The organism is Serratia sp. CY44782 (assembly GCF_052168715.1).
GTDB classification, from domain to species: Bacteria; Pseudomonadota; Gammaproteobacteria; order Enterobacterales; family Enterobacteriaceae; genus Serratia; species Serratia nevei.
Genome location: NZ_JBJNME010000004.1, coordinates 1 through 15350, shown reverse-complemented (window position 1 = coordinate 15350; position 15350 = coordinate 1). Strand labels below are relative to the sequence as shown.

Here is a 15350-nt window from a genome sequence, read left to right as displayed (position 1 = left end):
GTATTCACCTGCTATGAGCACTTCCGCATTGATTCCCGAAAGTAAACTGCCCTCATTGGGCACTACCATCTTTACTCAGATGAGCGCACTGTCGCAGCAGCACCAGGCGATCAACCTGTCGCAGGGTTTCCCCGATTTCGACGGCCCGGACTACCTGAAAGAGCGTCTGGCCTGGCACGTCGCCCAGGGCGCCAACCAATATGCGCCGATGACCGGCGTGGCGCCGTTGCGCGAAGCCATCGCCGACAAAACCGCCGAGCTGTATGGCTGGCAGCCGGACGCCACCGCCGAAGTAACCGTCACCGCCGGCGCCACCGAAGCGCTGTTCGCCGCCATCAGCGCGCTGGTGCGCCCCGGCGATGAGGTGGTCTGTTTCGATCCCAGCTACGACAGCTATGCGCCGGCGGTCACGTTGGCCGGCGGCGTACTCAAACGCATCGCCCTGCAGCCGCCCGCGTTTGCCGTGGATTGGCCAAAGTTCGCCGCCGCGCTGTCGCCGCGCACCCGCCTGGTGATCGTCAACACGCCGCACAACCCGTCCGCCACCACCTGGCAGGCGGAAGACATGCAGCAGTTGTGGCATGCTATCGCCGAACGCGAAATCTACGTGCTCAGCGACGAGGTTTACGAGCACATCTGCTTTGCCAAAGGCGGGCACGCCAGCGTGCTGGCACACCCGCAGCTGCGCCAACGCGCGATCGCGGTGTCCTCTTTCGGCAAAACCTTCCACATGACCGGCTGGAAAGTGGGCTATTGCGTGGCACCCGCCGCGCTGAGCGCCGAGGTGCGCAAAGTGCATCAATACCTGACCTTTTCGGTCAATACCCCGGCCCAGCTGGCGCTGGCGGATAGCCTGCGCACCGAGCCGGAGCACTGGCGACAGCTGCCGGCGTTCTATCGCGCCAAACGCGACCGCTTTGTGCAGGCGCTGACGAGCAGCCGACTGGAAATTTTACCCTGCACGGGTACATACTTCTTGCTGGCGGACTACAGCGCCATCTCCGATCTGGACGATGTGGCATTCTGCCATTGGTTAACCGAGCACGTGGGCGTGGCGGCCATTCCGCTGTCGGTCTTCTGTGCCGATCCTTTCCCCCATAAATTGATCCGGCTGTGCTTCGCTAAACAGGACGCCACGCTGGATGCAGCTGCGGAGCGGTTATGTCGACTTTAAAAATTACCCTGTTGCAGCAACCGCTGGTCTGGCGCGACGGCCCCGCCAACCTGGCGGCTTTCGATGCGTTGCTGGCGCCGATCGTCGGCCGAGATCTCATCGTCTTGCCGGAGATGTTCACCACCGGTTTCGCCATGGATGCCGGCGAGAGCGCCCTGCCCGAACAGCAGGTGATCGACTGGCTGCACGGTTGGGCGGTGAAAAGCCACGCGTTAATCGGCGGCAGCGTGGCGCTGAAAACTGACGAAGGTGCGGTCAACCGCTTCCTGCTGGTCGAGCCGGGCGGCCAGGTGCACGCCTATGACAAACGCCACCTGTTCCGCATGGCCGGCGAACATCTGCACTACCAGGCCGGCAACCGACGTGAAATCTTCGAGTGGCGCGGCTGGCGCATCCTGCCGCAGATCTGCTACGACCTGCGTTTCCCGGTCTGGGCGCGCTATCAGCAGGATTACGATCTGGCGCTGTACGTCGCCAACTGGCCGGCGCCGCGCAGCAGCCATTGGCAAACGTTGCTGGCGGCGCGGGCGATTGAAAACCAGGTGTACGTGGCGGGCTGCAACCGGGTGGGCGACGATCCCAACGGCCTGAGCTACAGCGGGGATAGTTTAATCATCAGCCCTCAGGGCGAGATCCTGGCGGATGCGGAGCCCGGCGCGGCCACGCGGCTGGACGCCGAGCTGTCGCTGGAAACCCTGCAGAGTTACCGCAGCGCCTTCCCGGCCTGGCGCGATGCCGACAGCTTTCTGCGTTTAGACTGATTCCCGGCCCCAAGCCGATAACACAAGGAGAAGTGATATGGATATGACGACGCTCTTGCTCTATACCGTGGCCGTCGCGGCGGTCACCATCATACCGGGCCCAACCATGCTGTTGGCGCTCAATCACGACGCCACCAAAGCGCCGCCTGCGGTATTGCAGGCGCGGCGCTGTCCGACCTGCTGTTGATTGGCGCCGTCGGCTGCGGCCTGGGGGCGATATTGCAAGCTTCCGAACAACTTTTCACGCAGGTCAAATGGGCCGGCGCCGCTTATTTATTCTATCTCGCCTACCAACTGTGGCGTGCCTCGCAGGCGGTGCAGGACACCATGCCCGGCGCCCGTAACGGCCGCACTGCGTTTATGCGCTCGCTGTTGGTCGCACTTTCCAATCCCAAAGGGCTGCTGGCCGGATTGGCCGTCGCCCTGAGCCTCTATCGCCGCAACGCGTCGTCTTAGGGATGCTGTTCTGCATCATAGACGTTCCAGGCGGCCTGCAACGCTTCGCCCTGCTTGCCGGCGAAACCGAGCCGGTTCAGCACGGCCTCCAGCGCCGCCAGGGTTTGCAGCACACAATCCTTGCGCGCGTTGTAGCCCATGGTGCCGATGCGCCAGATCTTGCCCTGTAGCGGGCCAAACGAAGTGCCGATTTCAATGGCGAAGTCGTTCAGCATCATCTGCCGCACCTGTTCGCCATGCACCTGCGGCGGGATCACCACGCCGAGCACGTTGTTCATGCGGTGCTCGGGATCGCCGAACACCGCCAGCCCCATACCCCGAATGCCCGCCAGCATCGCCGCGCCGTGCAGCCGGTGGCGGGCGATGGTGTGATCCAGCCCTTCTTCTAGGATCACCCGCGCGCATTCTCGCGCCGCGAACAGCATGCTGGTGGCTTCGGTATGGTGATTCAGACGCTCCGGGCCCCAATAATCCATGATCATGCCGATATCGAAATAGTTGGAGTAGATCATCTCGTCGTCGCCGTCGACATGCTCGGCGATACGGATCCCCTGCTCCACGCATTTACGGCGGCGCACGATTTCTTCAAACTGCGGACCAAGAGTGACCGGCGAACTGCCGGGGGGGCCGCCCAAGCACTTCTGCAGCCCGGCGGAGACCGCATCCAGCCCCCAGGCATCGGTTTCCAACGGGTTACCGCCGAAGGAGGCGGTCGCATCGGTGTAAAACAACACGCCGTGGCGACGGCAGATATCGCCCAGTTCATGCAGCGGCTGCAGCATGGTGGTGGAGGTGTCGCCTTGTACCGTCAGCAGCAGGCGCGGGCGCGCTCGCTTAATCGCGTCCTCGATGAGATCGGCGCTGAACACCTCGCCCCACGGCATCTCGATCGTGTGCACTTCGGCGCGGCAGCGGCGGGCGATCTCGCACAGCAGATGCCCAAAGCGGCCGAATACCGGCACCAGCACCTTATCGCCCGGACGAATGGCGGAAATCAGCAGCGCCTCGATACCGGCGCGTGAGGTGCCGTCCACCAGCATCGTCCAGCGATTCTCGGTGCGGAACAGCGCGCGATACAGCGCCATGACCTGATTCATGTAACCGGTCATCGCCGGATCATACTGACCGATCAGTTGGCTCGACATGGCTCGCAGCACGCGCGGATCGGCATTGATCGGCCCCGGCCCCATCAGCAAACGCGCCGGCGGGTTAATCTGATCGAATTGCGAGATATCCAACATGTTCATTCCCTGTCAGCTTAGTAAGTTATTGAGTTATGCCTTCAGCGTCGAAACGACGTTTGTTTGCTGCCCAACAGCCTACTCTCGATAAGGACTCTGTTGAAACAAAAGGTTCTTACGAAGATTTAATGAAACCAAAATAATACAATGAGATGACCGATCCGCCTTAAACAACGGAAGGTGGGTGAAGGAAAGGAAATGATCTGCCGCGTTTAACGCAGCTCCAATTCGTGCAGCGCCTGCAACAGTTCGGCGACGTGATGAATGCGTTGCCGCCTTTGGCGGCATAGCAGTCGAACGCTGGCACGCTAGCGATTATTCGTTGATCGGAAATGGCAACGGCATGCCCTTCTCCAGCGCCGATGTTGGAAAAGGGCTACGCATTCAGCACCAGTAGGCCATGAAGTTGACGGTAGCGCGATCCAGATCGCGTTCGCCGATCAGATAACGCCGCAGCGTTTTCACCGTGGAAGACTCGGCCGCCACCCAGGCATAAAAAGCGTTACCGCCGGCCGCCCGCTCCCACAACACCTCATCACTCAGGCTGCTTTCCGCCAGGGACTGCGCCTGCGCACACGCCGACGCGGGGATATCGACCCGCTGGCGCACCGCCTCCACCAGCAGCGTGCCATGCGCCAGTTGGCGGCCCACGTCACGCGGCAGCCAGTAAACCTCGGCGAACGGGAAACGGGCCAAATCCAGGCAATCCCCCGCCACCGGCACCTCGAAAAATGCCTGCACCCGCGGCGGATTGGCCTGCTGCGCCAGCTGCTCCAGAATACCCATCGCCGCCGGCACCGCCGTCTCATCGGCGATCAACAACGCCTGCTGCAACTGCGCCGGCGGCGCCCATTCATAGCCGCCGCTGTCGCCGTCGAAGTCAGCGTTGGGGGCGACCGTCTGAAGGGCGTCACCCGGCTCGGCGTGGGTCGCCCAGGCGGAGGCCGGGCCGTTCACGCCATGCAGCACGAATTCGACATCCATCTGATTCTGCTCACGGCGCAGCGCACGCAGCGTATAGGTGCGCATCACCGGACGCTGTTCTTTGGGGATCGCCATGTAATCGCCGTACCAGTCCGGGCCGTTGACCAACTGCGGGATCTTGCCGTCCGCCGCCGGGAACAACAGTTTGATGCGCTGATCCGGCGCTTCCAGCTTCATCCGATGAATATCCGCACCTTCAAACACGCAGCGCACCAGCGAAGGTGAAATCAGCGTTTTGCTTTTCAAGGTGATATCAAAAATTCTGTAGCTGGCGGACATGTTCTCGATTCTCCGGCAACGGCTGTCGCTTATACGTATGGCCGATCGGCTACCGTTTGACGGCGTGGAGTGCGCGATCGTGCAGCGGGTAAAATGTTAATAAAACTAATTAATTACGTTAATGTATCGCAAAAAATCATATCATGATTTTATTGATAACAAGAAACGTTATTGATAAAAGAATCATTCTCAAAAATAACGTAATAACAATATCACCTGGGAAATAACGATGAAACGCAAACACCTTTGGGTATTGAACCCTTGTCTGCTGGCAATGCTTGCGCCAGCGGCTTGGGCAGAGGATCAGAAAGCCGGCAACGAAGAACAGTTGGTGGTCTCCGCCAGCCGTTCGCACCGTAGCGCGGCGGAAATGGCGCAGACGACCTGGATCATTGAAAGCCAGGAGATCGAACAGCAGGTTCAGGGCGGTAAAGAGATCAAGGACATGTTGGCGCAGATGATCCCCGGCATGGACGTCAGCGGCCAGGGCCGCACCAACTATGGCATGAATATGCGCGGCCGTTCGATGATGGTGATGATCGACGGCGTACGCCTGAATTCATCGCGCAGCGACAGCCGCCAATTGGATTCGATCGATCCGTTCAATATCGATCATATTGAGGTGATTTCCGGCGCGACCTCGCTGTACGGCGGCGGCAGCACCGGCGGCCTGATCAACATCGTCACCAAAAAGGGGCAACGAGAACAGCAGGTCGAATTACAGATCGGCGGTAAAACCGGCTTTGGCGGCCATAACGATCACGACGAAAATGTGGCGGCGGCGGTCAGCGGTGGCAACGACAACGCCTCGGGACGCCTGTCCGTTTCTTACCAACGCTACGGCGGCTGGTATGACGGCAAAGGCAACGAGGTGCTGATCGACAATACCCAAACCGGCCTGCAGTATTCCGATCGCCTTGACGTGATGGGCACCGGTACCCTCAACATCGACGAACACCAACAGCTGCAGCTGACCACTCAATACTATAAAAGCCAATCCGACGGCGATCACGGCCTGTTCCTGGGAGAGAACTTTACGGCGGTGACCGGTAACGCCAAGGCATACAACAGCGGTAACTTAAATTCCGACCGTATCCCCGGCACCGAACGCCATCTGATCAACCTGCAGTATTCCAACACCGATTTCCTCGGCCAGGATTTGGTGGCGCAGGTCTACTACCGCGACGAAACCCTGACCTTCTACCCGTTCCCGACGCTGGCGGGCAAAGCGCCGAACTATTACGTCAGCAGCATTGGCGCTTCGCAGCAAAAAACCGATTTCTACGGCGGCAAGTTGACGTTAAACAGCAAGCCTGTCGATGCGCTGACGCTGACTTACGGCATCGACGCCGAGCATGAGAGCTTCAACGCCAACCAACAGTTCTTCAACCTGGCGAAGGCGCAACAGTCCGGCGGCATGACGCTGGAGAACGCCTACAATACCGGCCGCTACCCGAGCTATACCACCAGCAACCTGGCGTCGTTCCTGCAGGCCAGCTACGACATCAACCCGATCTTCACCCTGAGCGGTGGCGTGCGTTACCAGTACACCGAAAACAAGATTGACGACTTCGTCGGCTATAACCAGCAGCAGGCGATCGCCACCGGCGCCGCGACTTCTGCCGACGCGATACCGGGAGGGAAAACCGACTACAACAACGCGCTGTTCAACGCCGGCCTGCTGGCGCACCTGACCGATCGTCAGCAAACCTGGTTCAACTTCTCTCAGGGCTTCGAGATCCCGGATCCTGGCAAGTATTACGGCAACGGCACCTACGCGTTGAACGGCGGCCATTACCAATTGCTGAAGAGCGTCAACGTCGGTGATTCCAAGCTGGAAGGCATCAAGGTCAATGCCTACGAGCTGGGTTGGCGCTATACCGGCGATAACCTGCGCACGCAAATCGCCGCCTACTATTCGCTGTCCGACAAGAGCATCGCCATCAACAAAACCGACATGACCATCAACGTCAATGCGGATAAGCGCCGCATCTACGGGGTGGAAGGCGCGGTAGATTATTTCTTTGAAGACAGCGACTGGAGCGCCGGTACCAACTTCAACGTTATCCGTTCCGAAACCAAGGTCAACGGCGAATGGAAGAAGCTGGTAGTCGATACCGCCAGCCCATCGAAAGTCACCGCCTATGTCGGCTGGGCGCCGGGCGACTGGAATCTGCGCTTACAGTCGCAGCAAACCTTCGACGTGTCGGACGACGGCGATTACACCAAGGCCAATTCCACCCAGGGCCGCAAGATCGATGGCTACAACACCCTCGACTTCCTCGGCAGCTATAGCCTGCCGGTGGGGAAAATCAGCTTCAGCATGGAAAACCTGCTGGACAAGGAGTACACCACCGTTTGGGGCCAACGCGCGCCGATCCTGTACAGCCCGACCTACGGCTCGCCTGAGCTGTATAGTTATAAAGGCCGCGGACGCACCTTCGGCTTGAACTATTCGGTGTTGTTCTGAGGATAAGGGGCCGGTCTGCCGGCCCCGTTTATTGGGCTGTACCGTTTTGCAGAGAGCAGAAACGACGAAGCCCTGAGTTATCGCTAACTCAGGGCTTCTGAATAGTGGCGGAACGGACGGGGCTCGAACCCGCGACCCCCTGCGTGACAGGCAGGTATTCTAACCAACTGAACTACCGCTCCGCGCCATTCCCTCTTGCGGGGGAACGAGGCGCATATTACGGACGCCTCTCGGTTCCGTCAACGCCTTTTTCTCACCAAATGAACCGTTTGCACAGTTTTTCAACGAAGGTTCATCCGGTGCGTTTTTTTCGTGCAACAATGCCGTTACTCGGCCGGCGCACCGCGCCACAGGCAGCTGCCGCCCTTTTTCGCCACCAGATCCAGACGCGCCTCGTGCGCCTTCACTTCTTCGTCGCTGGCGTAGACCACTTTCATCGCGGTCGCCGGGCGGACAATGCGCTGAATTTCTTGCGCAGCGTCGTTTTGCTGGGTATCACCCTCCATCTGGAACGCTATCGAGGTCTGACCGCCGGTCATCGCCAGATAGACTTCCGCCAGGATCTCGGCATCGAGCAATGCGCCGTGCAGCGTACGCTTGCTGTTGTCTATCTCATAACGGCTGCACAAGGCATCGAGGTTGTTGCGCTTGCCCGGGAACAGGCGGCGCGCCATCAGCAGGCTGTCGGTGATGGTGCAGAAGGTCTCGGTCTTCGGGATGCCCTGCTGCAACATGCGGAATTCGTGATCCATAAAGCCGATGTCGAACGCCGCGTTATGGATCACCAACTCGCCGCCGCGGATAAAGTCGAGGAATTCGTCGGCAACCTGATCGAAGGTCGGCTTGTCGGCCAGGAAATCGTCGCTGATACCGTGTACGCCGTAAGCTTCCGGATCCACCAGCCGATCCGGCTTGATGTAAACGTGGAAATTGCGCCCGGTCAGGCGGCGGTTAATCACCTCCACCGCACCGATTTCGATGATGCGGTGCCCTTCGTAGTGCACCCCAAGCTTGTTCATACCGGTGGTTTCGGTATCGAGGACAATCTGTCTGGTGGTTGTAGAGATCATATTGCAGTGCTCACAGCGCTCGTTTATGTCAGACTTGGCTTTTATAAAACTGATAGGAAGAGTCTACCAGAGATGCTCAAACAGGTAGAAATTTTCACCGATGGCTCCTGCCTTGGCAATCCCGGCCCTGGGGGTTACGGTGCGATATTACGCTATAAGCAGACGGAAAAAACCTTCAGCGAGGGTTTTCGTCTGACGACCAATAACCGCATGGAAATGATGGCGGCGATCGTGGCGCTGGAAGCGCTGACCGTACCCTGCGCCGTGACGCTCAGCACCGACAGCCAGTATGTGCGCCAGGGCATCACCAGTTGGATCCATAACTGGAAGAAGCGCGGCTGGAAAACCGCCGACAAAAAGCCGGTCAAGAATGTCGATCTGTGGCAGCGGTTGGATCTGGCCATTCAGCGCCACGAGGTAAAATGGGAATGGGTCAAGGGCCACGCCGGCCACCCGGAGAACGAACGTTGTGACGTGCTGGCGCGCGAAGCGGCCGGCAAACCGACGCAGGAAGACGTCGGTTACCAGCCGGAAGCCTAAGGCAGTTTGCGGTAACTCTTGGTCGCGCCCACCGCGCGGCTGAGAGAAGGCTTTCTCGCCCCCAGTTTCATCGGCGTGGGCGTCAGCGGCAAGGTGCGTTTGCGCGCCACAATCACGCTCATGCAGCCCAGCGCCGGCAAATGGGTGCATAAAAATTTTCCGCCCTGGCGATGCCACGGCAGCACGTGAAAACGCGCCTGGTGCAGCACCTCATAATTCAGCAGGCTAAGCCAATCCAGCAGCCGCATCTGGGTAAACATGCGGCTGACATAGGGCTGACGGCGACGCAATCCGGGCACCAGCTTGCCCAATCCCAACAGGCTAAACGGATTGAAGCTGCTGATAACCAACCAGCCGTCGTCGATCAATACCCTGTCCACCTCGCGCAACATGCGGTGCGGATCGTCCGCGTAGGACAGCGTATGCGCCAACAGGCAGGCATCCACCGACTTGGCGGCAAACGGTAGTTGATAAGCATCGGCGATCACCTGCAGCCCTTCGCCCTCCAGCCCTACGTTGACCTGATGGGAAATCGCGCATTTGTCCGTGGCCAACTCGGCGCTGAGCATGCCCATCTTCAGCAGATGGAAACCGAACAGCTTCGGCCACCAGGGTTGCAACTGCCGCTCGAGCGCTTCACGATAGTACTCCCCCCACGGCAGCTCCGCCCAGGACTGCGGGCCGGTGAGCTTTTGTAGAGTATGGGCTGGTTTCATGATTTATTATCTTCTTTCAAGCCGTTGCCAACGAGAGGTACACCATGAATCTTATCAGCATTCCCGCCTTCCAGGACAATTACATTTGGTTATTGGATGACCGGCAGGGACGCTGCATTATCGTCGATCCAGGTGAGGCGCAGCCGGTGCTCGAAGCGCTGCAGCGCCTGCAGCTGGTGCCGGCGGCGATCCTGCTGACCCACCACCATCACGATCACGTCGGCGGCGTGGCGCAGATCGTGGCTCAGTATCCCGGCCTGGCCGTCTATGGGCCGCAAGAAACCGCAGACAAAGGCGCCAATCACATCGTCCGCGACGGCGACACCTTTGACATCGATGGGCGCCAGTACAGGACGTTCGCCGTCCCCGGCCATACGTTAGGCCATGTGGCATTCTATAGTGCTCCTTATCTGTTCTGCGGCGACACAATGTTCTCTGCCGGCTGCGGCAGGCTGTTTGAAGGCACCGCCAAACAAATGTACGACTCATTTCAACAACTCGCGCAACTTCCCGATAACACCTTAATTTGCTGCGCGCATGAATATACTCTTTCAAATCTTAAGTTTGCGCGGGCTATTTTGCCGGAAGATCGAGAGATTGAAACATATCAACAACATGTTGAAGCGTTAAGGGCAAAAGGCCAAGCCAGCGTGCCGACCACATTGCAATTAGAGCGCAAAATTAACCTGTTTTTACGTTGCCATGACACTGATTTACAAAAGAAATTAGGCTTTAATTCACCACCGGAAAGCCTTCATTCAGTTTTTTCCGAATTACGCCTGCGGAAAGATAACTTCTAAGCTTTTAGTTGTGTTATTTGGCGAAGCAAAGTATTATTGCTCGTCTTTTAAGCAACTACATTGACACACACATGAAGGCTAAAGCGATATTTCTCGCCTCAGTCTTGCTAGTGGGTTGCCAGTCGTCCAGGCAGGACGCACCGGCGCCAGAACAGCATGCACAGAGTTTGTCTTCGGCTGGTCAAGATGGTGAAGCAGGAGAGTACACAGCAAATGGCCGAGCGAGCTCGGCGCGGTGGTTGGATAACAACAGTCCCGCCGCGCAACAGGACCTGTGGAACTTCATTAGCGACGAGCTGAAGATGGAGGTTCCGGAAAATTCCCGGATCCGTGATCAGAAAAGAAAGTACTTAAAAAGTAAGAGCTATCTCCACGATGTAACATTACGGGCAGAGCCGTACATGTACTGGATAGTCGGGCAGATTAAGAAACGTAATATGCCGATGGAACTGGTACTGCTACCCATAGTGGAGAGCGCTTTTGACCCACACGCCACGTCAAGTGCCAACGCCGCAGGGCTATGGCAAATCGTGCCGCAAACGGGTCGTAATTATGGTTTGAAAAACAATCAGTGGTATGACGGTCGACGCGATGTCGTCGCCTCGACAACCGCTGCGCTTAACATGATGCAACGCTTGAACCGCATGTTTAACGGCGACTGGTTACTGACCGTAGCCGCCTATAACAGTGGTGAAGGCCGCGTGATGCAAGCGGTGAAGGCAAACAAACGCCAGGGTAAGCCAACCAATTTCTGGGCACTATCGCTTCCGCGTGAAACGTCAATCTATGTCCCGAAAATGCTGGCGCTGAGCGACATCATCAAGAACAGCAAGAAGTACGGCGTGAAACTCCCGAAAACGGATGAAACCCGTGCGCTGGCGCGTATCGATGTCGGACAGCAGATCCAGCTGACTCAGGCGGCTGAGATGGCAGGGCTTTCGGTCACCAAGATGAAAGCGTATAACCCAGGCTACAAAAAAGGCGTTACGGCACCTAACGGGCCCCATTACATCATGGTTCCCAAAGGGCACGCCGATCAGCTGAAAGACTCGCTGGCCGATGGCCAGATCGCCGTGACTCAGCCAACGACGCAGTTGGCGAAGAACAGCGGTTTGTCCGGTGGCAGTTCGTATAAAGTACGCTCCGGCGACACTTTATCGGGCATTGCCAAGCGGCTGAACGTTAAAACCAGCGATTTGCAGAGTTGGAACAACTTGCGCGCCAAGAGCGCCCTAAAAGTTGGGCAAACCCTGCAAGTGGCCAGCAATACGGGCAGTAACAGCAGTATCACCTATCAGGTTCGTAAAGGTGATTCGCTCGCCAGTATTGCACGTCGTCACGGCGTCGATATTAACGACGTGATGCGTTGGAATTCAACGCTCGCCAAAGGCAGTCTGCAACCCGGTCTGAAGTTGACCCTGTTTGTCGGCAACAAGCTAACGCCGGATACCTAAATTTCCGGCACAAAAAAAGCACCCCTCGGGGTGCTTTTTTATTACCTGTGATTCACCAGACGGGGGAATCTTTTTCCGGGTGGAACTCCACCAACAACGGATTGTGATCCGACGCGCTGGTCACCAGCACCGACGCCTCCACGACCCCCAGGTTACGGTAAAACACGAAATCCAGCGGACGGCCAAAGGCCTTGCGACGGTGATCGTCGGTGAAGCTAACCTCACGCAGCGCCATTTCGCCGGCAAAGTCATACAGCGCATTGATACGTTTACGGCTCCAGGCGTTGAAGTCCCCCGCCATGATCACCGGCCCCCGGTGGCTGGCGATCTGCTCGCCAATCGGCCCCAGCTGCTTGCTGTAGACGTCGACTCCCAGGCTAAAATTCACCGCATGGATATTCACCACCATCAACAGCTCGCCATTGTACAGCGGGTAAACGGTGATCAAGGCCGACTTGGACAGCCGCAGCAGCGGCTCACGTTCACGCAGCGGGCAGCAGTAAACCGGATGAGCAGCTGCCAGCGTCATCACGCCGGAAGGATGTTGCGGCAACACAAAGGCCGGCACCTGATCGGCCGCCAGATAGTTGGCGGTAGCGTAGCTCACCAGCTCCGGCGTGGTTTGCGCCTCTTGCAACAACACCAGCTGCGCATCTTTGCCATGATTTTTCAGCACCGAAAGCCAGTCGGCTCGTTGCTGTTTGAAAATATTCCATACCATGACGCGCAAAGCGCCGGTCGTCGGCAGCGCAGCCCCTGGCGGCAACGGCTGGTTAACGGCGCCAGGAAAAATTCGTTCGACTGGCTGGCCTGCAACATACCTCATTGCATAAGTTCGTTTCGGCACGCGATTCGCCTATTACCCATTAGCATGAAACTGGCGATGGAGACTTCGCCAACGGTGAATTGATTATACGCCTGCCCCGCACAGAGGGCATGGCTTTTACAGGCATAACCTTCTCAGTTATAGGGGCCGTCTGCGGTGATTTCAATATTCTGAGGGTATAGCTGTGTAAAGGTGACGCATCAGAGGTGAAAAATGCGAAAAGGCCAGCAAAGTGCGCACGGGATATCGGAATGTACAGGTTCGCGCTCAAGTGGGTGACGGCGATGCTCCGACGTGATTAAATGACGAAATCGCTCAAAATTTCAAACGATGTTTGCCCGTGGAGCAAAAATGAAAGCGAATTCGGACGAGCTTATCACCTTCGTCACCGTAGTGGAGAGCGGCAGCTTCAGCCGGGCGGCAGAGCGCCTGCAGCAGGCCAACTCCGTGGTTAGCCGTACGGTAAAAAAACTGGAGAGCAAGCTGGGCGTGACCCTGCTCAACCGTACGACACGCCAAATCAGCCTGACACAGGAAGGCGAAAACTACTTTCGGCAGGTGCAAAAGGTGTTGAGCGATATGGCCGCAGCGGAAAATGCGTTGCTGGAAAGCCGCCAACGCCCGCAGGGGCTGCTGCGCGTCGATGCCGCAACGCCGGTCGTCTTGCATCTGTTGACGCCGCTGGTCGCCGAGTTTCGTGAACGCTATCCGGAAATGTCGCTGTCGTTGGTCTCTTCGGAAAACTTCATCAATTTGATCGAACGGAAAGTGGATATCGCAATCCGCGTCGGCGAGCTGACGGACTCTACGCTGAAAGCGCGCAAGCTAATGGCCAGCTATCGGCGCATCCTGGCCTCCCCCGCCTACCTGGCGCAGTATGGCGCGCCAAAGACGGTGGCCGATCTGGAACACCATTGCTGCATCGGCTTTAACGACCTGCCTAACCTAAACCGCTGGCCGCTGGCCTGTGCCGATGGTCGCCAACTGGAGATCGTTCCAGGGCTGACCACCAACAGCGGCGAAACCCAGCGCCACCTGTGCCTGCACGGCAACGGCATCGCCTGCCTGTCGGACTTTATGAGTGATGAAGACGTCAAACGCGGGGATCTGGTCCCTCTCCTGGTGGGGGACACGCTGCCACTCGAAATGCCGATCAACGCGGTGTACTACAGCGATAGCGCCGTCAGTAACCGCCTGCGCAGCTTTATCGATTTTATCAGCGAGCGGTTAAAGTGATAAAAAAGGCGCTCTCTCGAGCGCCTGAGGTCATCATATCTGAAGATTAGTCCCAGTTGGGTGCCAGACCTTCCGGGCTGACCAATCGGCCGTTGCTTTCCAGCGCGGCAATCTGTGCCATATCTTCATCACTCAGCTGTAGCTGCTGCGCTAACAGGTTGCTTTCCAGGTTTTCACGCTTGGTCGAGGAAGGGATCACCGCGTAGCCGAGCTTCAGCGCCCAGGCCAGGACCACCTGTGCCGGCGTCGCATTGTGCCGCGCCGCGATACGCTTGATCGTCTCCTCCTGCAACGCTTTGCCATACGCCAGCGTCATATAAGAGGTGATGGCAATGCCATGCTGCCGTGCGAACGCCACCACTTTCTCATTCTGCAAGAACGGCGACAGTTCGATCTGGTTGGTTGCGATCTGATCGGCACCGACCGCGTCAATCGCCTGCTGCATCAGATCGACCGTGAAATTGGATACCCCTATCTGACGGGTTAGCCCCAATCGCTTGGCTTCCAGCAATTCAGCCATAAACTCGGCGACCGACACTTCATCATTTGGCGATGGCCAGTGAATCAATGTCAGATCGACATACGAGGTCTGCAGTTTGACCAAGCTGTCTCGCAGGCTGGGAATTAATGACCCCTTGGCCAGATTCGCAATCCAGATTTTGGTCGTGATGAACAGCTCGTCACGCGGCACACCGCTGGCGGCGATAGCCTGGCCGACGGCCGCTTCGTTTTCATAGATCTGTGCGGTATCGATAGCCCGATAGCCCAGTTCCAGCGCCGTGCTCACCGAGTCGATAACGACCTGATCCTGAAGGCGGAAAGTACCTAAACCAAATGCAGGAATGCTCACAATGTTTACTCTCTCATTAGTGGATAAATAGCGATGCGAGAGAGTATGGCAATATTTTTAGTGATCAAAAACGCCAGGTTCGGCATAAGACTTTTGACCAACGGGCAACAATATTGAGGAAAAGCGGCAGGAACGGTGGCAAATTCGACGATATTCCGTGAATTTTGCATATGAAAAAGCCCTGAGTCAGAGACTCAGGGCTTATCAATTAAGTGGCGGAACGGACGGGGCTCGAACCCGCGACCCCCTGCGTGACAGGCAGGTATTCTAACCAACTGAACTACCGCTCCACCGATTCTTTTACGTTGCATCTCTCGATGCCGGCAAAATCGCGCTCTGCGATTTGCGCATTACCAGTCGTCACACTGATAACGTTTATTTGATGCCTGGCAGTGTCCTACTCTCGCATGGGGAGACCCCACACTACCATCGGCGCTACGGCGTTTCACTTCTGAGTTCGGCATGGGGTCAGGTGGGACCACCGCGCTATTGC

Annotated in this window: 15 protein-coding genes, 2 tRNA genes and 1 rRNA gene; 9 read left to right on the top strand and 9 right to left on the bottom strand. The window is 57.7% G+C overall.

Annotation, left to right across the window (positions count from 1 at the left end):
* Positions 1 to 13: 13 nt before the first annotated feature.
* Genes ACJ8HT_RS08270 through ACJ8HT_RS08255 form a run of 4 tightly spaced genes read left to right on the top strand, consistent with a single transcriptional unit; the run spans position 14 to position 2391 of the window.
* Entirely contained in the window at positions 14 to 1174 is a 1161-nt protein-coding gene (locus ACJ8HT_RS08270) for a pyridoxal phosphate-dependent aminotransferase (protein ID WP_197652334.1), read from the top strand.
* On the top strand, positions 1162 to 1935 hold the full coding sequence (locus ACJ8HT_RS08265) for an amidohydrolase (protein ID WP_194571658.1): 774 nt from the start codon (positions 1162 to 1164) through the stop codon (positions 1933 to 1935). The genes ACJ8HT_RS08270 and ACJ8HT_RS08265 overlap by 13 nt, the downstream gene beginning before the upstream one ends.
* A 37-nt stretch (positions 1936 to 1972) precedes the next feature.
* On the top strand, positions 1973 to 2122 hold the full coding sequence (locus tag ACJ8HT_RS08260) for a hypothetical protein (protein ID WP_197652335.1): 150 nt from the start codon (positions 1973 to 1975) through the stop codon (positions 2120 to 2122).
* Positions 2089 to 2391: a LysE family translocator gene (locus ACJ8HT_RS08255; RefSeq protein ID WP_197652357.1), complete on the top strand. Its 303-nt coding sequence runs from the start codon at positions 2089 to 2091 to the stop codon at positions 2389 to 2391. Before ACJ8HT_RS08260 ends, ACJ8HT_RS08255 begins: the two co-directional genes overlap by 34 nt.
* Here ACJ8HT_RS08255 and ACJ8HT_RS08250 read toward each other — a convergent pair.
* Entirely contained in the window at positions 2388 to 3632 is a 1245-nt protein-coding gene (locus ACJ8HT_RS08250) for a pyridoxal-phosphate-dependent aminotransferase family protein (RefSeq protein ID WP_197652336.1), read from the bottom strand. The two genes, ACJ8HT_RS08255 and ACJ8HT_RS08250, sit on opposite strands and share 4 nt — an antisense overlap.
* 384 nt (positions 3633 to 4016) lie before the next feature.
* Positions 4017 to 4895: a siderophore-interacting protein gene (locus ACJ8HT_RS08245; RefSeq protein ID WP_197652337.1), complete on the bottom strand. Its 879-nt coding sequence runs from the start codon at positions 4893 to 4895 to the stop codon at positions 4017 to 4019.
* 229 nt (positions 4896 to 5124) lie between these two features.
* Here ACJ8HT_RS08245 and ACJ8HT_RS08240 point away from each other — a divergent pair, with 229 nt between their 5' ends.
* Positions 5125 to 7365, top strand: a complete 2241-nt coding sequence (locus ACJ8HT_RS08240; protein ID WP_197652338.1) for a TonB-dependent siderophore receptor — start codon at positions 5125 to 5127, stop codon at positions 7363 to 7365.
* A gap of 105 nt (positions 7366 to 7470) precedes the next feature.
* On the opposite strand, the gene ACJ8HT_RS08235 is transcribed toward ACJ8HT_RS08240, so the two are convergent.
* Together ACJ8HT_RS08235 and dnaQ are read right to left on the bottom strand one after the other, a co-directional pair.
* A tRNA-Asp gene (locus ACJ8HT_RS08235) sits at positions 7471 to 7547 on the bottom strand.
* 144 nt (positions 7548 to 7691) lie between these two features.
* Positions 7692 to 8435, bottom strand: coding sequence for a DNA polymerase III subunit epsilon (dnaQ, locus tag ACJ8HT_RS08230; RefSeq protein ID WP_038871384.1), 744 nt, complete (start codon positions 8433 to 8435; stop codon positions 7692 to 7694).
* Between the two features lie 72 nt (positions 8436 to 8507).
* On the opposite strand from dnaQ, the gene rnhA reads away from it, so the two are divergent.
* On the top strand, positions 8508 to 8975 hold the full coding sequence (gene rnhA, locus ACJ8HT_RS08225; protein ID WP_033649910.1) for a ribonuclease HI: 468 nt from the start codon (positions 8508 to 8510) through the stop codon (positions 8973 to 8975).
* Here the strand turns inward: rnhA and ACJ8HT_RS08220 are convergent.
* On the bottom strand, positions 8972 to 9691 hold the full coding sequence (locus ACJ8HT_RS08220; RefSeq protein ID WP_038871387.1) for a class I SAM-dependent methyltransferase: 720 nt from the start codon (positions 9689 to 9691) through the stop codon (positions 8972 to 8974). The genes rnhA and ACJ8HT_RS08220 overlap by 4 nt on opposite strands.
* A 44-nt stretch (positions 9692 to 9735) precedes the next feature.
* On the opposite strand from ACJ8HT_RS08220, the gene gloB reads away from it, so the two are divergent.
* Both gloB and mltD read left to right on the top strand, forming a co-directional pair.
* The gene (gene gloB / locus ACJ8HT_RS08215; RefSeq protein WP_194571768.1) at positions 9736 to 10491 is read left to right on the top strand and encodes a hydroxyacylglutathione hydrolase; all 756 of its coding nucleotides are present in this window, start codon (positions 9736 to 9738) and stop codon (positions 10489 to 10491) included.
* A gap of 71 nt (positions 10492 to 10562) precedes the next feature.
* Positions 10563 to 11945: a murein transglycosylase D gene (mltD, locus tag ACJ8HT_RS08210; RefSeq protein ID WP_049288128.1), complete on the top strand. Its 1383-nt coding sequence runs from the start codon at positions 10563 to 10565 to the stop codon at positions 11943 to 11945.
* Between the two features lie 52 nt (positions 11946 to 11997).
* On the opposite strand, the gene ACJ8HT_RS08205 is transcribed toward mltD, so the two are convergent.
* Entirely contained in the window at positions 11998 to 12792 is a 795-nt protein-coding gene (locus tag ACJ8HT_RS08205) for an endonuclease/exonuclease/phosphatase family protein (protein ID WP_025160092.1), read from the bottom strand.
* A 330-nt stretch (positions 12793 to 13122) separates the two neighbouring features.
* On the opposite strand from ACJ8HT_RS08205, the gene yafC reads away from it, so the two are divergent.
* Positions 13123 to 14007, top strand: a complete 885-nt coding sequence (yafC, locus tag ACJ8HT_RS08200; RefSeq protein WP_060425254.1) for a DNA-binding transcriptional regulator YafC — start codon at positions 13123 to 13125, stop codon at positions 14005 to 14007.
* A 46-nt stretch (positions 14008 to 14053) separates the two neighbouring features.
* On the opposite strand, the gene dkgB is transcribed toward yafC, so the two are convergent.
* From dkgB to rrf, 3 genes are all read right to left on the bottom strand, one after another.
* Positions 14054 to 14857 carry a 2,5-didehydrogluconate reductase DkgB gene (gene dkgB / locus ACJ8HT_RS08195; RefSeq protein ID WP_197652339.1) on the bottom strand — a complete coding sequence of 268 codons (804 nt, stop codon included), beginning with the start codon at positions 14855 to 14857 and terminating at the stop codon, positions 14054 to 14056.
* 213 nt (positions 14858 to 15070) lie between these two features.
* A tRNA-Asp gene (locus ACJ8HT_RS08190) sits at positions 15071 to 15147 on the bottom strand.
* A gap of 94 nt (positions 15148 to 15241) precedes the next feature.
* Positions 15242 to 15350, bottom strand: a 5S ribosomal RNA gene (gene rrf / locus ACJ8HT_RS08185); the annotation flags it as partial.